The sequence below is a fragment of the Sinomicrobium kalidii genome (genome assembly GCF_021183825.1).
Taxonomy (GTDB): Bacteria; Bacteroidota; Bacteroidia; order Flavobacteriales; family Flavobacteriaceae; genus Sinomicrobium; species Sinomicrobium kalidii.
In genome coordinates this window covers 3,571,006-3,589,837 of the sequence record NZ_CP089211.1, presented here as the reverse complement: position 1 = coordinate 3,589,837, position 18,832 = coordinate 3,571,006, and the positions used below count along the sequence as shown (strand labels likewise).

Here is an 18,832-nt window from a genome sequence, read left to right as displayed (position 1 = left end):
GTGTGACGGTTACCTCAACAATTCCGGTTGTTTCCGATAGGTTTCCCAAAGCAGTTCCCCGAACAGTGTATTGGCCCAGGCAAACCAGGAGCGCGTGAAATTCTTCGGATCGTCCTTGTGGAAGGATTCGTGCATAAACCCGGTGTCGCCGTGAGTGGATTTGAGCATCTGAATGCATTCCCTGACCTCATCTGGATTTGTACTGGTGAGTCCCCGCATGGTGATGGACATGGGCCACACCATATCGATCCCGACGTGGGGTCCGCCGATACCTTCAGCGGCTTTTCCCTTAAAGAAAAAAGGATTGTCCAGAGACCACACGAATTTTCGCGTATTCTCATACACCGGATCATTCCTGTCTACAGCATCAAGGTAAGGCAGTGCCAGCAGGCTGGGCACATTGGCATCATCCATCAGAAGGTGGTTGCCGTAACCGTCAATCTCGAAGGCGTAGATATCACCGTGTACCGGGTGTTTTACTACCGCATATTCCTTCAGTGCACGGTCCACTTCGGCAGCCAGGGTTTTCAGTTCTCCGGCAAGTGCAGTATCGTCTGCTATGGTTTCCAGCATTTCAGCGGCCTGTTTCAAACTCACCACGGCAAAAAAGTTGGAGGGCACCAGGAAAGAGAACACAGTAGCATCGTCACTTGGCCTGAATGCCGAACATATGAGACCTACGGGTTTTACGGGATATCCGTAACCTTTAAGCGACCTGGTATCGGTGGCATTTGCGGTTTCCCTCTGGAAAGCATAGGGTCCGGGGCCATCTTTTTGCTGTTGTTCCCTGAAGACTTTCAGTATGGCTTTAACAGCTTTTTTCCAGTCTTCATCAAAGGGGGAAGTATCGCCTGTGGTTTTCCAGTAGTTATATCCCAGTCTTATGGGGTAACACAACGAATCTATTTCGTACTTGCGTTCGTGTACTCCGGGTTTCATATCCGTAAAATCACTGGTCCACTCCCCTTTTTTCTGCGGATCATCATAAAAGGCATTGGCATAGGGGTCTTTAAGGATATACTGTGTTTGCCTGTTGATGACCCCCGCAATAAGGTCCTTCAGTCTGACGTCTTTATCTGCAAAAGCCATGTAGGGCCACACTTGTGCCGAACTGTCCCGGAGCCACATGGCGTCGATATCACCTGTAATGACATAGGTATCGGGTTTTCCGTTCTTTTCCGTAAAGGTCACCGTAGTGTCCAGCGTATTGGGAAAGCAGTTATTGAACAACCAGGCCAGTTCTTTATCCCCGACATTCTTCTGAAATTCCTTTATGGCACTTTCGATGGCCCTGCTTTCAAAATTCCTCTTGCCTTTGGGTGTTCTTACTTCCGGAAACTGCTTTTTCAGCGGGCTGGCCGCCAGATGAACGGGGTCTACCAGCGTCAAACCTCCCAAAAGCGCCGTGTTTTGAATAAATTTTCTTCGTTGCATTTTTCTATAGTTGAATTAGAATTAATCTTTTTCACGGGATTACGACAACCGTATCACCATCAAAACCATTAATACCGCAGGGATAGCGTAAATACCCGAATTCGATCGAGCCGTTTTATTCCAGCAATCCTTCTTCATCCAGTTTTGCCGCTGCCTCCATCAACATTACCGCACTTAGCTGCGTGGAAAGGTCCGTACGCTCTCCGGGTTGCTCCCGCCAGTTTGGTCCGCCCAGCATTACGGGACGCTTTATCCCTTGTTGGTAAAACGTTTTAGCATTGTATTTCATGAACTCCGCAAAAGACGTTCTGTCCTGTTCATTCAAATCCGGTTCCTGTATCAGTAATGTAAAATACCTTACGAGGATTCCCTTGAACAACCCGCCGTCGCCCTGGCCTTCGTCCCGGAGCAATCCTTCCGTGGTGAGTTTGGGGCTCGTCATCATAGATGTGGCCGTTCTTACGGCATCCTGCAGGTAGACTTCCTCCCCGGTTTCTTCATATAATTTGAGGCCTGCACCGATATATGTCCCTATATTGTAGGTAAATATCCAGTCTTTATTAATGACCACTTCACCGTTCTCCTCGTTGATGTTATCCCATACCAGTCCGGATGCGGGATCTACCAGGGTATTTTTCTGCCATTCATAAATATCCCTGGCCCATTGCAGGTCTTCGGGATTGCCCCCGGCTTCATAAAGGCGCATGGCCAGTATGGCGGCCGGGGCATTAGATGTAGCATTTTTTCCAAGCGGCCTGTCGGACCTCCAGGTGATCCCGCCCCCGTAGAGGTCGCTCCAGCTCTTTTTGATCTCTTCCCATACAAACCCGGCCACTTCCCTGAATTCCTCGTCCCCGGTAGCGTTGTAGGCCCGCATACAGGCGTTGCCGAGCCACTCCATATCGTCGTTAAATACATTTCTATAGGTTCCTCCATTCCTTGCCCTGATTCCCTGTACAAGGGCTTTCATCCGGGGAACATAGGTTTCATCGCCCGTTCTCAGGTAGCCATCTACCAGAACATCCAGTACGTGGGAATTCCACCAGTAGTGAAACCTGGTATCGCCCAAATTATCCTGGACGTAAGTTCCATCTGCACTCACATAGGTATTGTGGGTAGCCGTCTGTAACGAATCGGCAGTTTCCGGCCAGGTAAAGGTTACTTCTTCCTGCCGGGTATCACCGGGGTCCCGTAATGGTATGGCATTATTATCACAGGAAACAATAAAGATCAGTACAGTCAGGCCAAAGATAACATTTTGTAATGATTCTCGTGTTTTCATGGTAATTCTGTTTTAATCGAGTACGGTTACCACATGGGTATATTCCGGCACCTCGGTGTTAAATATAACTTCTATGTCTACATTACTTTCATCAGCAGCATCGCCGAATTTAAAAGTATTGGTCCAGTCGTCATCCGGGGCAGGTACCATATACCAATAGGAACCGGGCGTATTTTCATCCGGGCGTACATTGTCCGCATTGGCACTACCGTACCATTCTTCCAGGGTATTTCCCCCTTCGGTAAGGGTCATTCTAAACTTGTAGCGCTCATCCCGTCCCCAGGATTCCTGCTTAAACTCTATGTATTCGTTTTCCGCTTTCCAGGTGCCATTGCCTGCATAGGGAAGTTCGAACAGGAATTCCCCGAAAGGCGCGAACCATAACTCCATTTTTTCCACCTGGGCAACGGTTACGGAACCGTCACTGAAATCAATCCTGATCCTGTGTACGGCTTCACCAGCTTCATAAGTAGCCGAACCATCTGCCCGGAGCTTGTTCCCCTCAATAAAATAGGTGTCGGGAGTTCCCGTATTTCTGGTTACGAGCTGGTATTCTCCCGCTTTGAGAGCGGTGTATATTTCAAAGGTAGAGGCACCTGTCTTTGTAAAGGCCGATGCCGCAGAAAGGTCATCTCCGGTTTCCGTAGCCGTCCCGGTCAGGTAAAGCTCATCGGGCGTGGGAAAACCTCCCGGACGTTCCACTTCTATTACCCGGGATACCTCAGACTGCTGTATGTTCAATCCTTTTGAAGCGAATACGGTCCATTTCAGTTTCCCGGTATTTTCAGGTTGTATCCCGGCCATTCCGGCAATACGGCTGAGTTCGGAGAACGGCAGGTTTAACGTTTGCTGAAAACCTTTTCCGTCGGAGGGCATTACGTAAACGGGATCGGAAAAATCACCTTCTTCGGTATCAAAAGCGACATCATAAAGGACTACCCCGTTGTCTTCCGCTTTGGCTGCCTGCCATTCGAAGAGGGCCGAACTTTGCGCCCCCAGGTTCATAAAGGTATTGTCTTCCGGTGCATAAAGTGCATTTACCGGCGACACTTCCGTATGAGACAGGGTATCATCGTCACTACAGCCTATTATGAATGCTGTAATTGACATTAGTATCAGTTTGGTGAATATCGTTTTCATTGGTGAATAGTTTTTGTTGTACGGTTGATCTGTCTTTTATTATACTTCTGAAATAACAGCATTTCAAACCTGTTTTTCAGCTATATCCGGTCTCCTACCACCCGGGATTCTGGGAAAGGTTACCGTTAATAAGGCGTTCGTCTCTCGGTATGGGCCACAGGTAATGTTTGCCGGGGTCAAAATTCCTCTGGTTCGCCCGGATGTAACCGTCGTCCGGGGAGGCGGGATCGAATTTCGCACCGTGTGCCCAGCCGTTCAGTACATCTTCTGCAATGCGCCACCTTCTTATATCGAATATCCGGAGGCCCTCCATTCCCAGTTCCACCCGGCGTTCGTTCCGTATAATCCGGCGCAGTGCTTCCTGTCCCAGCGAACTGTCGAAGGCAAGCGCCTGCGGCTCCTCAAAACCGGCGCGTTCGCGCAATGCCCTGATGGTCATGTCCCAGGTGCCCTGGTCCATCTGTCCCAGTTCATTTTTGGCTTCGGCATACATCAGGAGTACATCGGCATAGCGGATGAGCATAAGGTTCAGGCCAGACGCCAGCGAGGACTGATGGGTGGGATCAAAATACTTTCGTACATAATACCCGGTAGGACTTGCCGAAGAACCCGGCACATATTCATCCGTAGGTTCCCCCGGCGACGATCCGGGTTCTATATATATCGTATGACTGCCCCCGTCCGGGTCCTGCCATTCATATCCGTGATAGACCACGGTATGGGTAAGTCTGGGGTCTCTGTTGGCATACGGGTTTTCTTCATCATAACCGGAACCGGGATCGTCTATGGGCTTGCCGTTGGTCATGGGATAACTGTCTACCAGTTCCTGGGTGGGTGCCAGGGCGTTGAGCCTTGCCCCGGCCGATAAGGGTGCCATGTCAAAAAACTCTCCCCAGGTACGGTCCTCGGGCAGGTATTGCAGGCTGAATATGTCTTCGCTGTTATATTCGTTTTCCGGGAGGAACAGGCCCTCATACGAAGAGAAAAGTGCATAACTGCCATTGGTACTGTTGTTTATAAGCCGTTCACAAGTGGTCGCCACTTCTTCCCATCGGCCTTCATACAGGAGTGCCCGGGCTTTTAGCGCTATTGCCGCACCACGGGTTATCCTTCCGCGATCGGCTTCGGGGTATTCCGTATTAGCCGGTAGAATTGTTGTCACCGTATCCAATTCCTTCAGTATGAAATCCAGTACTTCTTCGTGCGGTGTACGGTTGATGGTCTGGGCTTCTTCCAGTGAAAGATCGGCAGACACCAACGGCACATCGCCGAACCACGTTGTCAACTGAAAATGCTGGAACGCTCTTATGAAACGCGCTTCGGCTTTCATCCTCTCACGCAGGGTTCCGTCCATGTCTTCTATCCGGTCTATGTTTTCGAGCAGGAGGTTACAGGTTTTTATCCCTGCATAACGATCGTTCCATTCACTTTTGAGCCTGCCCAGTGAAGGGTCGTAGGTCCCGGCAGCTATGGAAGCTACTCCCTGGTTGTCGCCTCTGCCGTTAAAGGCATTGTCTGACAAGGCTTCGTTATAGAAAAAACGGGCACTGGTAAACAGCTGGGAGTAAGCCGTGTTCAAAACACTCATGGCCCTGTCCGTACTGGTCCAGTAGTTCTGGTCGGTAAATTCGTTTTCCGGGACCAGGTCCAGGTCTTCACAAGCTGTCGCCAGCACTACCAGAAATACGAGATATTTGATTTTATTTCGAATATGAGTTTTCATCGGTCTGATTTTTTAAAAGCTGATATCTATACCAAATCCGCAGTACACGAGGGTGGGATACGCCCTTCCGCTGTTTGCACCCGAAGAATTAAGGTTACTGTCAAATTCGGAAAGCTCGGGATCGACGAACTTTACTTTGGAGAGGGTGAACAGGTTTTGTCCTGAAAAATAAACCCTGTAACTCTTCATACCCAGTTTTTCCGATACTTCCTGCGGAAGTGTGTATCCTATCTGGAGGTTTTTCAATCGCAAATAAGCGCCGTCATACAGGTACATATCGGACCCTCTTCTGAAATTGTTGGTATTGGACTGGGTTCCGTTATTGGCCAGGCGCGGATAGCGTGCATCGGGGTTTTGCGGGGTCCAGTAGTCCAGTTGGTGGGTGTACATGGTCATCCCGTAGTTATAATGGAAGGGTTCTACCTGTTCCCCGCGTATCATCATGGTCCGTTTTCCCACACCCTGTACAAAAATGCTCAAATCCAGGTTTTTGAAACCGAGATTATAGGTAAACCCATAGGTATATCTGGGAAAAGGGTTTCCGAAAATGAATTTGTCATCATCATTGATCACCCCGTCTTCATTGACATCCACATAGCGGTTATCGCCGGGAACTACCGTGAGACCTTCGGGTACGGCTGCACCTTCAATTTCTTCCATACTCCGGAAATAACCGTCCCTTTTCAACCCTACATACGAGTTAAAAGGCAGGCCTTCACGCAATAACACCTGGAGTTCTTCTACCCCGGTGAGTATTTCGTTCCCCTGAAACTCCAGTACCTTGTTTCTGGAATCGCCTATGTTAAATGTAATACTGTGCCGGAACAGGTCGCCGTAATGCCGGTATGTTGCGCTGACTTCCCAGCCCCGGTTGCCCACTTTCCCTGCATTGAAATCGGGCAGATCGGTACCGTAAACCCCAGGGACTGCAGGGGCGACAAGAATATCGGAAGTTACTTTATCGAAATAATCGAAAGACACGCTGAGTGCCCCATTCAGGAAGTCCATGTCCACACCTGCGTTAAACGTGGCTGCCCTTTCCCATTGTATATCGGAATTGGCAAAATTATAGCCTGCACCGCTCACCCCGGTGTTATTAAACCCATAGGCATTGGGGAAAGTGAAGTATGTGGTCTGGTACTGGAAATTCCCCACATTCTGGTTGCCGAGCACCCCGTATGATGCCCTTAACTTAATATTCCCGAAGGTGTCCCGGTACCCGCTCATAAAATCTTCTTTGGTGATCTGGTAGCCCAGGGACAGGGAAGGGAAAAATCCCCAGCGTTTTTCCTTGCGGAACTTAGAGGAACCATCATAGCGGAAACTGAATTCGGCAAAGTATTTTTCATCAAAATTATACGATGCCCGTCCGAAAAGGGAGTTCAGGCTGTTCTTGGAGGAACTCTGGTTGGAGTTGTACGAATCGTCACTGATCTCCGTATCGGTAATGGGTGTTCCCAGGTCGGGATCAGTATAGCGTTTGTATATTCCCGTGCCGCGATCGGAATGGTTTTCGTTAGACGCTCCCAGAAGGATATTTACATCATGGATATCCCCGAATGTTTTGGTAAATTCAGCCATGAGCTGGGTGTTCAGGTCCAGACTCTTGCGGTTTTCGTCATTTGTATTCCGGTCGGCACCGTACACGCCCTGCGGGTAAAAGTCCACCCTTTTTATCCTGCTGTACAGGTTGTTGGCATACAAGCGCCCTCCAAAAGCCCCGCGGAGTTTCAGGTAATCGGTAAGTTGAAGTTCAGCAGTGATATTCCCGAATACGTCATCATTGTCGTATTTCCGGAACCCTCCTTCTTCGAGTATTCCCAGCGGGTTGAATTCCTGTAAAATGTCATTGGTGAGATACCTCCCTTCTTCATCTTTCTGTTTGTAATAGAGCGGAACCCGGAAGGCATCGACCATAAGGGTATTGGTCCCGAAGGAGTGATCGGTGATTTTCTGTTTGGTATAGGCAAGTGTGGAAGTCAGTTTAAACTTACCGTATTCATTGGTAAGGTTTATCCTGTAATTATACCTTTCCATACCTTTGGAAGGCCCTACAAAATTGCTTCGCTGGTTCAGGTAGCCCAGAGAAACGAGATACGTGGAATTTTCATTGCCCCCGGACACCGAGATATTGTGATTTTGCTGCAGCGCGGGTTTTACGATCTCTTCGGCAAACCATTCTTCATCACCGTTTTCCCTGAATTCCCGTATCTGTTCCGAAGAAAATACCGCCGAGGTTTCCCCGGAATTAAAAGCAGCTTCGTTGCGTAGCATGGCGTTTTCATACCCATGTACGGGTTTGGTGAAAAAATACGGGGAATTGTAACCTACAAGTCCGTTATAGGTCACGGTCATCGGGGATTCCTTGCTTCCCTTTTTGGTGGTGATGAGTACCACTCCGTTACTTGCCCTTGAACCGTAGATGGCAGCACTTCCCGCATCCTTGAGGACGGAAATACTCTCTATATCGGCAGGGTTCAGGGCATTTATATCCCCGCCTACAATACCATCTATGACCACGAGAGGGCTGTTGTCTCCCAGGGTACTGACTCCACGGATATTGATATTAAGTGCTGCACCGGGTTCGGAGTTTCGCTGTTGTATGACCACGCTGGGGGATTTCCCCTGCAGGGCCTGCGTGGTATTCCCGGAGGAACGTCCCTGAAAAGCTTCGTCTGCTACCTGGTCTACGGCCCCTACCACCTGCGACCTGCGCTGTGTTCCGTAGCCAATGACCACCACTTCATCCAGGCTGGTGGTATCTTCACGGAGGGTTACGGAAACAGCGGTCTGTTCGCCCACGGTGACCTCTTGTGCCTGAAAACCAATGTATGATATGACAAGTACCGCGCGCTCATCTTTTACGGTCAGGGAAAAATTGCCGTCAAAATCGGATTGTGTACCGTTAGCCGTGCCTTTTTCGACAATACTGGCGCCCGGCAGCGGATTCCCTTCTTCATCCGTAACAGTTCCGCTGACCTGAACAGGGTCCTGCTCCGGCAGATCGGTTTGTGGCGGGACGGAAACTTTTTTTACAGCCACCCGTTTGAGAATGATATGGGTACCTCTTAGCTTATATCCTATACCGGTATTGGCAAACAGGTGGTCCAGTACGGTTTTTATTTTGCTTTTCCGTTCTTTCAGCGAAACTTTCCGCTCCAGGTTTACATGCCTTGTTTTGTAAATGAACCTGTAATCCGTAGTCGATTCGATATGGTCTATAACATGGCGTACCGTAATCTGGTCGGCATTGAGGGTTATCCTGTTTTTCTGCGAATAGCTGTTATTAGCATGTAATCCGCACAGGACAACCAGTAAAAACAGTACCGTGAGCCTCATCTTTAAGTCAAATTTAAACAAAGGGGGAATCGCCCTCCGTCCATTCGGATGTTTTTTCATAAATTTAAACGTTTGGTTGTGGTTACTCTTTTTTAGTTTAATCACACATCACAGGACCGGGAAATGAGCCACCATTTTCCGGTTTCCTTTTAATGAGGTGTTGTTATTTGACGTGAGTTCGGTTTTTTTTTTACGCTGTGGTTCTTTATAAATATTCCGGGCGATTTTGTGTAATAGCTATTTCGCAGAGACACACGGAGTTTTCGCAGAGTTTCATAAAGATTTACATTAGGTCAGTCAGCTTTATTACCGAACCCAGGTAATTTATTCTACTTCATATCTGCATGTTTTTAATAGGTTATACAATAGATTATTTGGTATTTACCGGATAAAAACCTTATTGTCCTTTATCTCAAAATCGATTTTGTGTACATCACTGAAAAAACTCAGTACACTGTCTATCGGGACCTCGTTAAAACTGGCATTGAACAGTTCTTTCCCCAGTGTTTCGTTGGTGTTCTCTATTTCGATGTTGTAATGGCGTTCCAGCTTTTTCAGGATATCATTGAATGGCATGCTCCGGAATACCAGTTCACCATTCATCCATGCCGTGTAAATATTAGTGCTTACCTGTGTAACACTCATGGTCTTCCCCGTATGGTATAAAGTTCCCTTATCTCCGGGCGAGAGTACGGTAACACCCTCTTTTTCACCCTCGTGCAGGGACAGTGATACGGAACCTTCCACCAGGATAACATCGGTAACCTCATCTTCGGGATAAACGGATACATTGAATTCCGTGCCCAATACTTTTACGTCCAGTTCTTCTGCGCTGACCATAAAGGGATGCTCCTTGTCTTCACTCACATTAAAATAAGCTTCTCCTTTCAGGTGTACTTCCCGGGCTTCATCCGCAGGAAAACGTACAGGATACCTCAGTTCTGTCCCGGCATTGAGATGTACTACCGTCCCATCGGACAATTCCACCTGAAAACGCTTTCCGTAGGGTACTTTCAAGGTATTGTAATCACGTTGTTGCCCGGAAGGAGATGAAGCATAACTCAACCGTCCTTTGTATTGCATAGCTACCGTATTTCCGCCCGAACCCGTCAGTTGTCCGTTACGGGAAGGGTCTATGGTCCGGATTTGCCCGTTACCCAGATCAAGCGTGATCAGTTCGTCTTTGGGGACCAGGGTATCCGGTGCTGTACCGGGTGACAGGTATTGTTTTCCCAGCAGACCTATTCCCAACAATACAATTATCGCCGCTGCATATCTTAACAGCTTCGGGACAAGTTTTTTTACCGGCTTTTTTTCGTGTTCTATTTCACGTAGTACTTTAGCATAAGCGCCTTCGACATCATTTTCCAGCACAGCCAGGTTCAGATCGTGATAATCACGTATGTGTTCTTCCAGCAAAGTCCGGTTGTCCGGATCTTTCAATAATTCGCGCAGCCGTTCTTTTTCCTGTTCGGTTATGGTCCCGGTAAGTAGTTTTGCGATAAGGGTTTTCACTGTTTTTTATTTAATCTTATATTCTATATGCTTGAAATAAGCAAAAAACCCTTAAAAGAATTATTTTTTTTATAATATTTACACCAAATAATTATCAACACGCTGAAAAATTAGCATATACACTCTATGAATGAGTTAGAAGCGGTAAGGGCGTTACAAAGAGACGACAAAGCGGCTTTCGGGTATTTGTTCCGGTGCTATTACGACCGGCTGGTAGCCTATATAACCACCTATACACACAATAAGGTACAATCTGAAGACATTGTGCAACAGGCTTTTATTAATTTATGGGAAGACAGGCATAAACTGGACCCGCACCGGTCTCCCCGGTATTACCTTTACACCATAGCCCATAACCGTTATATAGACAGCGTTAAAAAAGACAGGAAACACAACCGTTTGCTGGATGAACTATGGGAAAAGGCGCTACGCGAACGCATTGCAGAAGACGAAGAACAACTGGAAAAGCGGATTGAACGGATGAAAAGTGTTATCGAATCACTTCCGCCAAAGTGCAGGGAAATCATCCGCCTCAATAAAATGGAAGGAATAAAATACAGGGATATTGCCGTACAACTGGACATTTCTGTAAAAACCGTGGAATCCCAGATGCGGATCGCTTTTCAGAAGATCCGGGAAGCCTTTAAAGACGATCACCTGGTACTGCTTGTCCTGGCCAGGGTATTCCGGAAAAGGAAAAACCTCACCTCAAAAAAGGGGTGATCCTCATTGCCCATATTTCATATCCCAGGTGGGTCATATGTATGCCATCGTCTATAAAAAGTTCTTCGCGGGGCTCCCCGTTTTTCGTGAGCATTGCCGGCCAGACATCCACAAAATGGAATCGTTCTTTCCTGTTGCAATACCTTTCCATCCAGCGGTTCAGGCGAAGGTACCTGCGCTTTCTATCCATCCTTTCCTCCTGTAAAGACGGTTTTACCGAAATCATGTAGACCTGTGTGCCGGGCATCCGTTTTTGAACTTCCCGCAGCACTTTTTTAAAATCCCTTTTTACCTGCCCCACTCTTTTACCCCAGGCTATATCATTATCGCCCTCGTAAAGGAACAGTTTTTCCAAAGGGTGACGGAAGATCAGCTCTTCCGCATAATGGCGTACATCGCTCATCTGCGAACCGCCAAAGCCGCGATTTAAAAATTTATGCCCGGGAAAATACCGGTCGATATCCTGCCACATACGGACGGATGAACTTCCTACGATCAACGCGTCATAATCGGCCAGGTTGATCGTATCCGACTCTTGCCGGAAAGCTTTAATGTCTTCTTTAAAACGTTCGGCATCCTGTGCGAAAGACAAAAAGCAAACACCGTATAAAAAAAGAAATATTAAAATTTGTTTCATCCTTAATCCTGAATATTTTCGATTTTTTCTTAAAAAGAAGGAATTGTGTATCCGTTATGATAGGAGGCCGCTATCAATTTGTCGGCATTGGTATCATTAAAACTCTTTTTTGCATCATCCCAGTATATTTTTTTTCCGGTACGATAGGCAATATTCCCCATCTGGGAGAAAACAGCGATATGCGCCCCCGCTTCTACCGGGCAGTTCAGCAGGGATTTATCTCTTTTTTGAATGGCTTCGATAAAATTAACGGCATGCAGTTCCAGTCCGTCGTCCACTTTCTTCTGAAGCGGTACGGCTTCCATACGACCTTCTTCGGGGATCACTTCCCATCCGTCCCTGTTCAGGACCAATGTGCCTTTATTTCCTATAAAAGCCACCCCGTGATTCCTGCCGTAAGGGCCTCCGTCTATACCGTTGGCATGCTCCCACTGTACATTAAAATCGTCAAACTCAAAAACGGTGGTCAGCGTGTCCGGGGTTTCGGCAGCATCGTCGGGATAAGCAAATTTTCCCCCGGAGGCCATAACCGATTTTGGTGTGGTGGCTTTCATACCTATCAAGGCGTAATCCAGCATATGCACGCCCCAGTCGGTCATCAATCCTCCGGCATAGTCCCAGAACCAGCGAAAATCAAAATGAAAACGGTTGGGGTTAAAAGGCCGTTTTTCAGCAGGGCCCAGCCAGCCTGCATAATCTACCCCCTCCGGGACGGGGCCGTCCGGTTTTACGGGAATGCTCTTCATCCACCCCTGGTAGGCCCAGGCTTTTACAAGCCGTATCTTTCCCAGTTTACCGGAATGTACAAAATCCACGGCATCGCGAAAATGTTTCTGACTGCGCTGCCATTGCCCTACCTGTACAATACGGTCGTATTTTTGAGCGGCATTTACCATAGCTTCACATTCGGCTATGGAATTACCAAGAGGTTTTTCCACATATATATCTTTTCCCGCGGCACAGGCATCGGCCATTTGCAGGCAATGCCAATGATCGGGCGTACCTATGACTACGGCATCTACCTTATTCGAAGCGAGTAAATCTTTATAATTGCCATACCCTTTGACCTTTATTCCCTTGTCTGCCAACTCTTTTATTCTCTTGTCCAGTACGTTCTTATCCACATCACAGAGTGCGGTGCATTCGGCATCCGGATGTTTCAGAATGGCATTGAGGTCGGCCCATCCCATACCTTTAATGCCTATAGCACCGATTCGTATTTTTTTCTTCGGCTGTTCTGCCATCATTGAAAATGCTGAAGGGATTGTGGTGCCTATACCTACCGCCGCCGTGAATGCAGCAGAAGTGCGGATAAAGTCTCGTCTGGTATTTTTCATAATAAATTTATACAAGGGACTGTTTTGAAAGTCCCCGATTTTGGTTTTAGGATTTTAAACATGAAAACTAAATATAAAATGTAATAACCACAAATAAAATTTACAGAATTAACAAATAATGAGGAGAAGGCTTGGAAAATCGGTGGTTTCGGCACAACGGCCTGACGGCCGTTACTCAACCACCTATAGGTTAGCCTGATATTAGCGATGAAACTCTAAATTCATAAAGACCAATAAATGTTCAAACTATAGGTGGTTGAGTGTTATTATTATAGTGGTGATATCTCCAAATATACACAAAGGCCAATAAAAGCTACTCCGAAAAAAATTGCTGAAATGTGGAATATTTTTATTGCCTTGCACAAATCATTTCCGGAAACCAGAGATATACAATCGGTTAATTCGTTTGTTTCATATTTTAAACTCACCATTGAATTAAATGCCATGAATTCAAATAATGGAATTCCGATCATTAATAAAACCAGGACGTTATGTAAGTTGTTTTCCTCAATTATTCTCGGTTTTCAGCTTGCAGGCCGTTGGCAGTTAGTTGATTTTATTTTAATAAGTGGCCTTTGAAATTTTCTCTTCTATCAAACTGACTGAAATCTGTAATGCTTTAATACGTCTTTTCAATAGTGTTTCCTGAGCAGAATTGTTTTTCACTTTAGCTTTTTCACATTTATTGATTAAAGAAGTTATTGCCGTACAGGCTTCTTCCAATTCCATTTTGCTAAAGGCTATCCTTTCACCGGCTGTGTTGTTTTTCATTTCTTCACTTTTCGGGTCAATAGTTTTATTAACAATACTATAGAAGGTTTACAAACAGGGAAAATAATTTATTCATCTCCATCCGTGATTTGTGCAACTAGATCTACTTCTAACTTGGCATCGGGTTCATACAACCTGCTTACCTGTACCCAACTGGCTGCCGGGAAGTCGCCCTGATAAAATTCTTTTCTTGCATCATTGTATTTTTTCATGGTTTCAATATCAGTAGTATAGAGTGTTTCTTTCACTACATTTTTCGAAGATGCTCCAAAAGCATTCAAACATTCTTCTAATGTTTTGTATACTCCGGCTATACCCTCCGGGCTTAAATCGTCTGTAGGAACGCCGGAAACATAGATTGTGTTGCCCGCCTTTACAACTTGTGCATATCCTGCACTTTCACTTTGTTTAGCGGGATTGCCCCAATGCCATTTTTCTTTAACAACGGGGGCCTTTTTATCTTCGGTTTTCTCTGTTTGTATTTTTGAGCCGGCATTGTTATTGCAGCCGGTATTAATAAATACAAATAAGATAAGACAAAATATTGCTACCCTTTTATCCATACGGAAATTATTTAAGTTAATAGAGGTCTTATGTTAATGTAATTCAATGCTGTGGATAGTTGTTCCTGACACACAAATGTACGCAATTAACCATTTTAGTTAGTAAAAGGCCTGAACCTTAGAGAAAAACAATTATATCTAAGCTACAGGATTAGGCTTATTTTTACGGACGTTATAAACGTCCTGTAGCAACGGACTCCCTACCATTGCATTCAAACGAATACCCGGGCGGAAGGAAAGCAGACTTATTGGCGAAGCCAATTCTTTTCTTTGAAGGGCTGCCTCCTAATTTGGGATAATCATTATTGTGAACCGGGAAAAAATCCAAATTATTATTTCAGGTATTCTTTAATTTTTCTTTCTAATTCCTTTCCTCTAAGGTTTCTTGCTACAATTATTCCTTCTTCATCGATTAGAAAATTAGAAGGAGTGAAACGGATGCCATACGCACTGAAAACTTCTCCATTCCAACCTTGCAAATTGCTTAATTGCGACCAATTTGCTTTATCCTCTTTTATGGCGTTAAGCCAGTCTTCCTTATTTGTATCTCCGGAAACACTTATAATTTCTAAACCTTTAGAGTGATAATTACGATAAATACCGGTTAGTATGCTATTCATTTCTCTACTGAAATCACAAGAAGAAGACCAGAATTGTAATAAAGTAAGTTTTCCTGTTGAGTCAGATAAATTTTCGGGTTTACCATTAGGGTCAGTCAGATTGAAGTCTGTATATTTTTCACCAATTGTCGGAATATCTTTTTCTAAATCTTTTGCAATCTTCTTTCCAAGTGAAGAGGTTTGGACTTCTCCGGATAGTTTTGAATAAAATTCACCAATTTCATTTTGAGTCCATCGGTGATTACCATATAGAATATATGCACTTAGTAAAGCATCAGAATGATCGTTGATGAAATCTTTTTCTTTTTGTTTTAAAGTATCATCCGGAATGCTCCCGACATTAGCATAAACTGTCTCATTCAATTTTGTTGCTATGGTTTGATTTTTTGAACCTGTAACTTTTGCGTTTTTAAAATCACATTCAGTAGCATCAAATGTCATTGTACTTTCTTCAAGCCATAATTCTTTAAATTTTGATCGGTCTTTTGTAAACAACATCACAAACAAGGTAGGTTCCGGAAGGTCTGTATTGAATCTGAATGTGTTCTTCCGAACAAGGGCAGAATCAATATTCCCTCCGTTTACCAGATCTCTTAAATATAGGTAAGTCCCATCTGTAATATCCGAAGTTTTTCCACTTAGTGAAAAATCGGGCTTTTGAGCCGTAATTATATTAAATGCGATTAAAGAGAGAATAACTAATTTTTCTGAGATCATATAAACTATGAATTAGACGTTTAAGCCAAAAATTATTTTGAGCCTTGTGCACAACGTTTGACACTGTGGGCATGTGGGTTTCGGAACTTCTCTCTATCAAGTTGCACAAACCTCAACGCCCCACTACAACCCGTATTAGCTATAGCGTGTATTAACCGTTCGTTGTTTTATCCGGAGTAAATAGCTTCCACTGTCCCTCGGAGATAACTTCGATGTTTCCGTCAGTCACTTTGATAGCGGTATTATCGTCAATCGCATAAGACGGCACGGGTATCGTAGTAGCCAGCTTTTCTAAATTTGCCAAAGAATTTTCCGGAAACCATTCGTGGTCCAGATGAGGGTGCAGGGCAAAATCAACAATTCCCAGAGATTTATCACTTTCCCCTGGCAGTGTATGGTTGCCATAGGTCGTTCCAAAGCGGGTCATAATCATGCTCCCGGCACTCAGCCCCACGTAGACCGTATTGAGGAGCAGCGATGGCAAGAGTTCTGCCAATCCGGACTGCTGCATCCAGTAGCACAGATATTGGCAGTCACCGCCTCCAACCAGTAAAGCATCGGTTTTCCGGAGTGTCGGGATCCAGAGTTCTTTTTTAATGCTGGGCAGCGCAGTCAGTTCCAGCACTCCCAACGATTTCCAGCCCAACTCGCAGAAAGGGTCCCCCAGTGTTCCGCAAATCACCTTTCTTGCTATGTCAGTACCTCCGGCTATTGCGTGTATTGCGGTGGGTATAAAAAGAGCATTTGCCTCAGTAATCGGTTTATTTAAGAGGTCAACGAGCGCATTGCGTATGCTCGTATTGCTTATGCCTGCCGAAGTGAGAAGAAGTTTCATTTTATTTTAATATCATTGTCCTGATTGATAAATTTATCTCTAAGTTGCCCACAACCAGATAGGCTCATGTGAGTATACCGGTTCTTTTTGCATCCGAAGTTATTATCTCGCATCAAAAACTATTCACGGCTTAGTTTGCTTATTGTTTGTTCGCATTCGTTTTTAGTTTTTCCAAGTGATTCAGGTATTGTTCCGAACCCGGCAATTTCAGCTGACAAGAAAGCTCATATGCCTTTGACAACGTCACAATAGCTTTTTCAATCCGATTACTGTTCTCGTATGCTTTTGCAAGTTCATTAAGTGCAAGGGGCGAGTTGGGCCGTAGTTCGACCCATCTTTCTATAATTTCTATACCTTCAGCTACCCTTCCTTGTCTTATTAGGTAAGGACCAATCCAGCTTAGCCTATTTACACTATTCCATCGTTCTGCTCTTGGTAAAATCCGGAAGCCGTATTTTTTTGATAACCGTTCATAGTATTTATCAATATTATCAATTGCATTTCCGGGTTTATTTACCATGTCTCGATACCTGGCAAACCATTCCTCTTTTGGGAAAATCATACCCAGAGCCTCAATCAACGCCGGAAGTGCTACATCGTAGTGCCCCTCGTTAGGGAATAGTTTTGAGACATATTGAAAATTTTCCGATTCAAGGGGTGAAAGAATTCTATCCAGTTCGACAAGGTGCTCTCCAATTTCCGGGGAATTTCCTCCGCCATCACCATCTGATGACGTTATATACAGGTAGTTTTTTCTGCCCGGATGATTCTTCACTTCACCGGCAATCAAATCAATAAAACGTTCACCTGCATCATATCCCATACCTAAAATATCTCCCGCAGCAACAGCAATATGGGCATCAAACAATCCCGGTTCTTTTACAAAAGTGTGAAGGGCGTAGACGGATGTCCATGATAATCCTATGATCATTCTAAAATCGTTTGCACGATAATTCGATTCAAGATACGGGAAAAGTTCTTCCTTTAGATGTTTGGTAAAAGGACCCGGGTTTTCGTCCGATAATTTCTCTGCTGGCCAAAAGGTGCTTCCATTTGTATAGACAGTAGGAATATAAGACATATCCAAGATACTGACGACAATAGTTTCGGGCATTCGTTCTACCGAACTCAAATGTTTTACCACACCAGAGGTCATGTAAAAGAATTCATCTTCAAGTAGCACAAGCACCGGATATTGATGCTCTTCCGAGGCTTCATGGAAACTTTCAGGCAGATATATATTGATTTTTCGGCTTTCGTCTAAAATCTCTGAATAAATACTATCCTGTTGTGCATAACTCAAGGGAATTGATGCTCTTAGTTGCTGCAATGAATTTTGTTCCTGACCTGACAAACTAAGACAGTGTGTTAATATCAGAATCAGAAAAATGTATTTGAATTTCATTATTATTCTATTTGAATGCCAAGGTTTTGTGTAAGTGTCAGTAACGGGGAAATACTCGCGTATTTTCCGCTAACACAACCAAGTTAATAAAAAGGCGTGAATTTTCTACCGAAAATTCCGCCGTTATTGCGTTTACTTAGTGTGGCCTGCCATCTACATCATTAACAGCGATTATCGGGGCAATCTAAACCATGTGATTTATTGTATTTCAATTACGTAGGAGGTTATTGACTTTAATTTTGCGCCTTTTGCACTATTAAATTCGTAAAAGTCCGAAAACGCATATTTTTTTCCATTCTGCATTTTCATTACTCCGTTTGCGGCGCCTTCTTTTCCGTGCGATAAGATTTGGTCGAGTATTAATTCTGCCGCCTTTTCGGTTTTCATTTTCTCCAATTCATCTGTAAAATTCTTCTTCCCCGCAATTTTTTTGTCGCCAACAATGTTCCAAACGATATCATCTGTTACACTTTCGGTCAAAAATCCTATATTCTCCTTAGCAAATGCTATGTTAAACTCTTTTAAAAATTCTCTTTTCGGAGCATTTCCACAATCAGTTTTTACGGTGATTTTAGTCATATTAAATTCAGTTTGTGTTGTTTTTCTCAGCTTGTTGCCAACGATTCCCGGCTATAGCAAGTGCGGGAATTCAGGACACTTTTCTTTCCGATCAGCGATTAGTTCATTTAATGTAATTACATTAATAACAGCACTCTATCCCCAATTTATTATAGCCGACGTTTGTTTCTGTATCAACTGTATCCAGCCTTGATTTACTGCCTTGTCTACAG

15 protein-coding genes are annotated in these 18,832 nt (G+C 44.9%); 1 reads left to right on the top strand and 14 read right to left on the bottom strand.

Going from position 1 to position 18,832, the window contains the following annotated elements; translation table 11 throughout:
* Positions 1 to 9: 9 nt before the first annotated feature.
* The 6 genes from LS482_RS14530 to LS482_RS14505 form a co-directional block, all read right to left on the bottom strand.
* A complete protein-coding gene (locus tag LS482_RS14530; RefSeq protein WP_233028238.1) occupies positions 10 to 1,434 on the bottom strand; it encodes a glycoside hydrolase family 125 protein in 1,425 nt (474 codons plus the stop codon).
* Between the two features lie 115 nt (positions 1,435 to 1,549).
* Positions 1,550 to 2,716 carry a glycoside hydrolase family 76 protein gene (locus LS482_RS14525; RefSeq protein ID WP_233028237.1) on the bottom strand — a complete coding sequence of 389 codons (1,167 nt, stop codon included), beginning with the start codon at positions 2,714 to 2,716 and terminating at the stop codon, positions 1,550 to 1,552.
* Positions 2,717 to 2,728: 12 nt separating this feature from the next.
* Positions 2,729 to 3,856 (bottom strand): SusE domain-containing protein, encoded by a 1,128-nt coding sequence (locus tag LS482_RS14520; RefSeq protein ID WP_233028236.1) that lies wholly within the window; start codon positions 3,854 to 3,856, stop codon positions 2,729 to 2,731.
* A 94-nt stretch (positions 3,857 to 3,950) separates the two neighbouring features.
* Positions 3,951 to 5,579, bottom strand: coding sequence for a RagB/SusD family nutrient uptake outer membrane protein (locus tag LS482_RS14515; RefSeq protein WP_233028235.1), 1,629 nt, complete (start codon positions 5,577 to 5,579; stop codon positions 3,951 to 3,953).
* A gap of 12 nt (positions 5,580 to 5,591) precedes the next feature.
* On the bottom strand, positions 5,592 to 8,918 hold the full coding sequence (locus tag LS482_RS14510; RefSeq protein ID WP_233028234.1) for a TonB-dependent receptor: 3,327 nt from the start codon (positions 8,916 to 8,918) through the stop codon (positions 5,592 to 5,594).
* Between the two features lie 381 nt (positions 8,919 to 9,299).
* Positions 9,300 to 10,433, bottom strand: a complete 1,134-nt coding sequence (locus LS482_RS14505) for a FecR family protein (protein ID WP_233028233.1) — start codon at positions 10,431 to 10,433, stop codon at positions 9,300 to 9,302.
* A gap of 126 nt (positions 10,434 to 10,559) precedes the next feature.
* On the opposite strand from LS482_RS14505, the gene LS482_RS14500 reads away from it, so the two are divergent.
* On the top strand, positions 10,560 to 11,156 hold the full coding sequence (locus tag LS482_RS14500) for an RNA polymerase sigma factor (RefSeq protein WP_233028232.1): 597 nt from the start codon (positions 10,560 to 10,562) through the stop codon (positions 11,154 to 11,156).
* Here the strand turns inward: LS482_RS14500 and LS482_RS14495 are convergent.
* The 8 genes from LS482_RS14495 to LS482_RS14460 form a co-directional block, all read right to left on the bottom strand.
* On the bottom strand, positions 11,137 to 11,793 hold the full coding sequence (locus LS482_RS14495) for a GDSL-type esterase/lipase family protein (RefSeq protein ID WP_233028231.1): 657 nt from the start codon (positions 11,791 to 11,793) through the stop codon (positions 11,137 to 11,139). The genes LS482_RS14500 and LS482_RS14495 overlap by 20 nt on opposite strands.
* A gap of 29 nt (positions 11,794 to 11,822) precedes the next feature.
* Positions 11,823 to 13,130, bottom strand: a complete 1,308-nt coding sequence (locus tag LS482_RS14490) for a Gfo/Idh/MocA family protein (RefSeq protein ID WP_233028230.1) — start codon at positions 13,128 to 13,130, stop codon at positions 11,823 to 11,825.
* 561 nt (positions 13,131 to 13,691) lie between these two features.
* Positions 13,692 to 13,901, bottom strand: coding sequence for a hypothetical protein (locus tag LS482_RS14485; RefSeq protein ID WP_233028229.1), 210 nt, complete (start codon positions 13,899 to 13,901; stop codon positions 13,692 to 13,694).
* Positions 13,902 to 13,969: 68 nt separating this feature from the next.
* Positions 13,970 to 14,464 (bottom strand): RidA family protein, encoded by a 495-nt coding sequence (locus LS482_RS14480; protein ID WP_233028228.1) that lies wholly within the window; start codon positions 14,462 to 14,464, stop codon positions 13,970 to 13,972.
* A gap of 332 nt (positions 14,465 to 14,796) precedes the next feature.
* Entirely contained in the window at positions 14,797 to 15,801 is a 1,005-nt protein-coding gene (locus tag LS482_RS14475; protein WP_233028227.1) for a TlpA disulfide reductase family protein, read from the bottom strand.
* 151 nt (positions 15,802 to 15,952) lie between these two features.
* The gene (locus LS482_RS14470; RefSeq protein WP_233028226.1) at positions 15,953 to 16,636 is read right to left on the bottom strand and encodes a Type 1 glutamine amidotransferase-like domain-containing protein; all 684 of its coding nucleotides are present in this window, start codon (positions 16,634 to 16,636) and stop codon (positions 15,953 to 15,955) included.
* 139 nt (positions 16,637 to 16,775) lie between these two features.
* A complete protein-coding gene (locus tag LS482_RS14465; RefSeq protein ID WP_233028225.1) occupies positions 16,776 to 18,041 on the bottom strand; it encodes an alpha/beta hydrolase-fold protein in 1,266 nt (421 codons plus the stop codon).
* A 198-nt stretch (positions 18,042 to 18,239) separates the two neighbouring features.
* A complete protein-coding gene (locus LS482_RS14460; RefSeq protein ID WP_233028224.1) occupies positions 18,240 to 18,620 on the bottom strand; it encodes a nuclear transport factor 2-like protein in 381 nt (126 codons plus the stop codon).
* Between the last annotated feature and the right edge of the window lie 212 nt (positions 18,621 to 18,832).

Excerpts from the sequence above, each read along its gene's own strand:
- LS482_RS14460 (WP_233028224.1), bottom strand. The coding sequence starts at position 18,620 with ATGACTAAAATCACCGTAAAAACTGATTGTGGAAATGCTCCGAAAAGA.
- LS482_RS14510 (WP_233028234.1), bottom strand. The coding sequence starts at position 8,918 with ATGAGGCTCACGGTACTGTTTTTACTGGTTGTCCTGTGCGGATTACAT.
- LS482_RS14485 (WP_233028229.1), bottom strand. The coding sequence starts at position 13,901 with ATGAAAAACAACACAGCCGGTGAAAGGATAGCCTTTAGCAAAATGGAA.
- LS482_RS14520 (WP_233028236.1), bottom strand. The coding sequence starts at position 3,856 with ATGAAAACGATATTCACCAAACTGATACTAATGTCAATTACAGCATTC.
- LS482_RS14515 (WP_233028235.1), bottom strand. The coding sequence starts at position 5,579 with ATGAAAACTCATATTCGAAATAAAATCAAATATCTCGTATTTCTGGTA.
- LS482_RS14500 (WP_233028232.1), top strand. The coding sequence starts at position 10,560 with ATGAATGAGTTAGAAGCGGTAAGGGCGTTACAAAGAGACGACAAAGCG.
- LS482_RS14495 (WP_233028231.1), bottom strand. The coding sequence starts at position 11,793 with ATGAAACAAATTTTAATATTTCTTTTTTTATACGGTGTTTGCTTTTTG.
- LS482_RS14465 (WP_233028225.1), bottom strand. The coding sequence starts at position 18,041 with ATGAAATTCAAATACATTTTTCTGATTCTGATATTAACACACTGTCTT.
- LS482_RS14480 (WP_233028228.1), bottom strand. The coding sequence starts at position 14,464 with ATGGATAAAAGGGTAGCAATATTTTGTCTTATCTTATTTGTATTTATT.
- LS482_RS14530 (WP_233028238.1), bottom strand. The coding sequence starts at position 1,434 with ATGCAACGAAGAAAATTTATTCAAAACACGGCGCTTTTGGGAGGTTTG.
- LS482_RS14470 (WP_233028226.1), bottom strand. The coding sequence starts at position 16,636 with ATGAAACTTCTTCTCACTTCGGCAGGCATAAGCAATACGAGCATACGC.
- LS482_RS14490 (WP_233028230.1), bottom strand. The coding sequence starts at position 13,130 with ATGAAAAATACCAGACGAGACTTTATCCGCACTTCTGCTGCATTCACG.
- LS482_RS14475 (WP_233028227.1), bottom strand. The coding sequence starts at position 15,801 with ATGATCTCAGAAAAATTAGTTATTCTCTCTTTAATCGCATTTAATATA.
- LS482_RS14525 (WP_233028237.1), bottom strand. The coding sequence starts at position 2,716 with ATGAAAACACGAGAATCATTACAAAATGTTATCTTTGGCCTGACTGTA.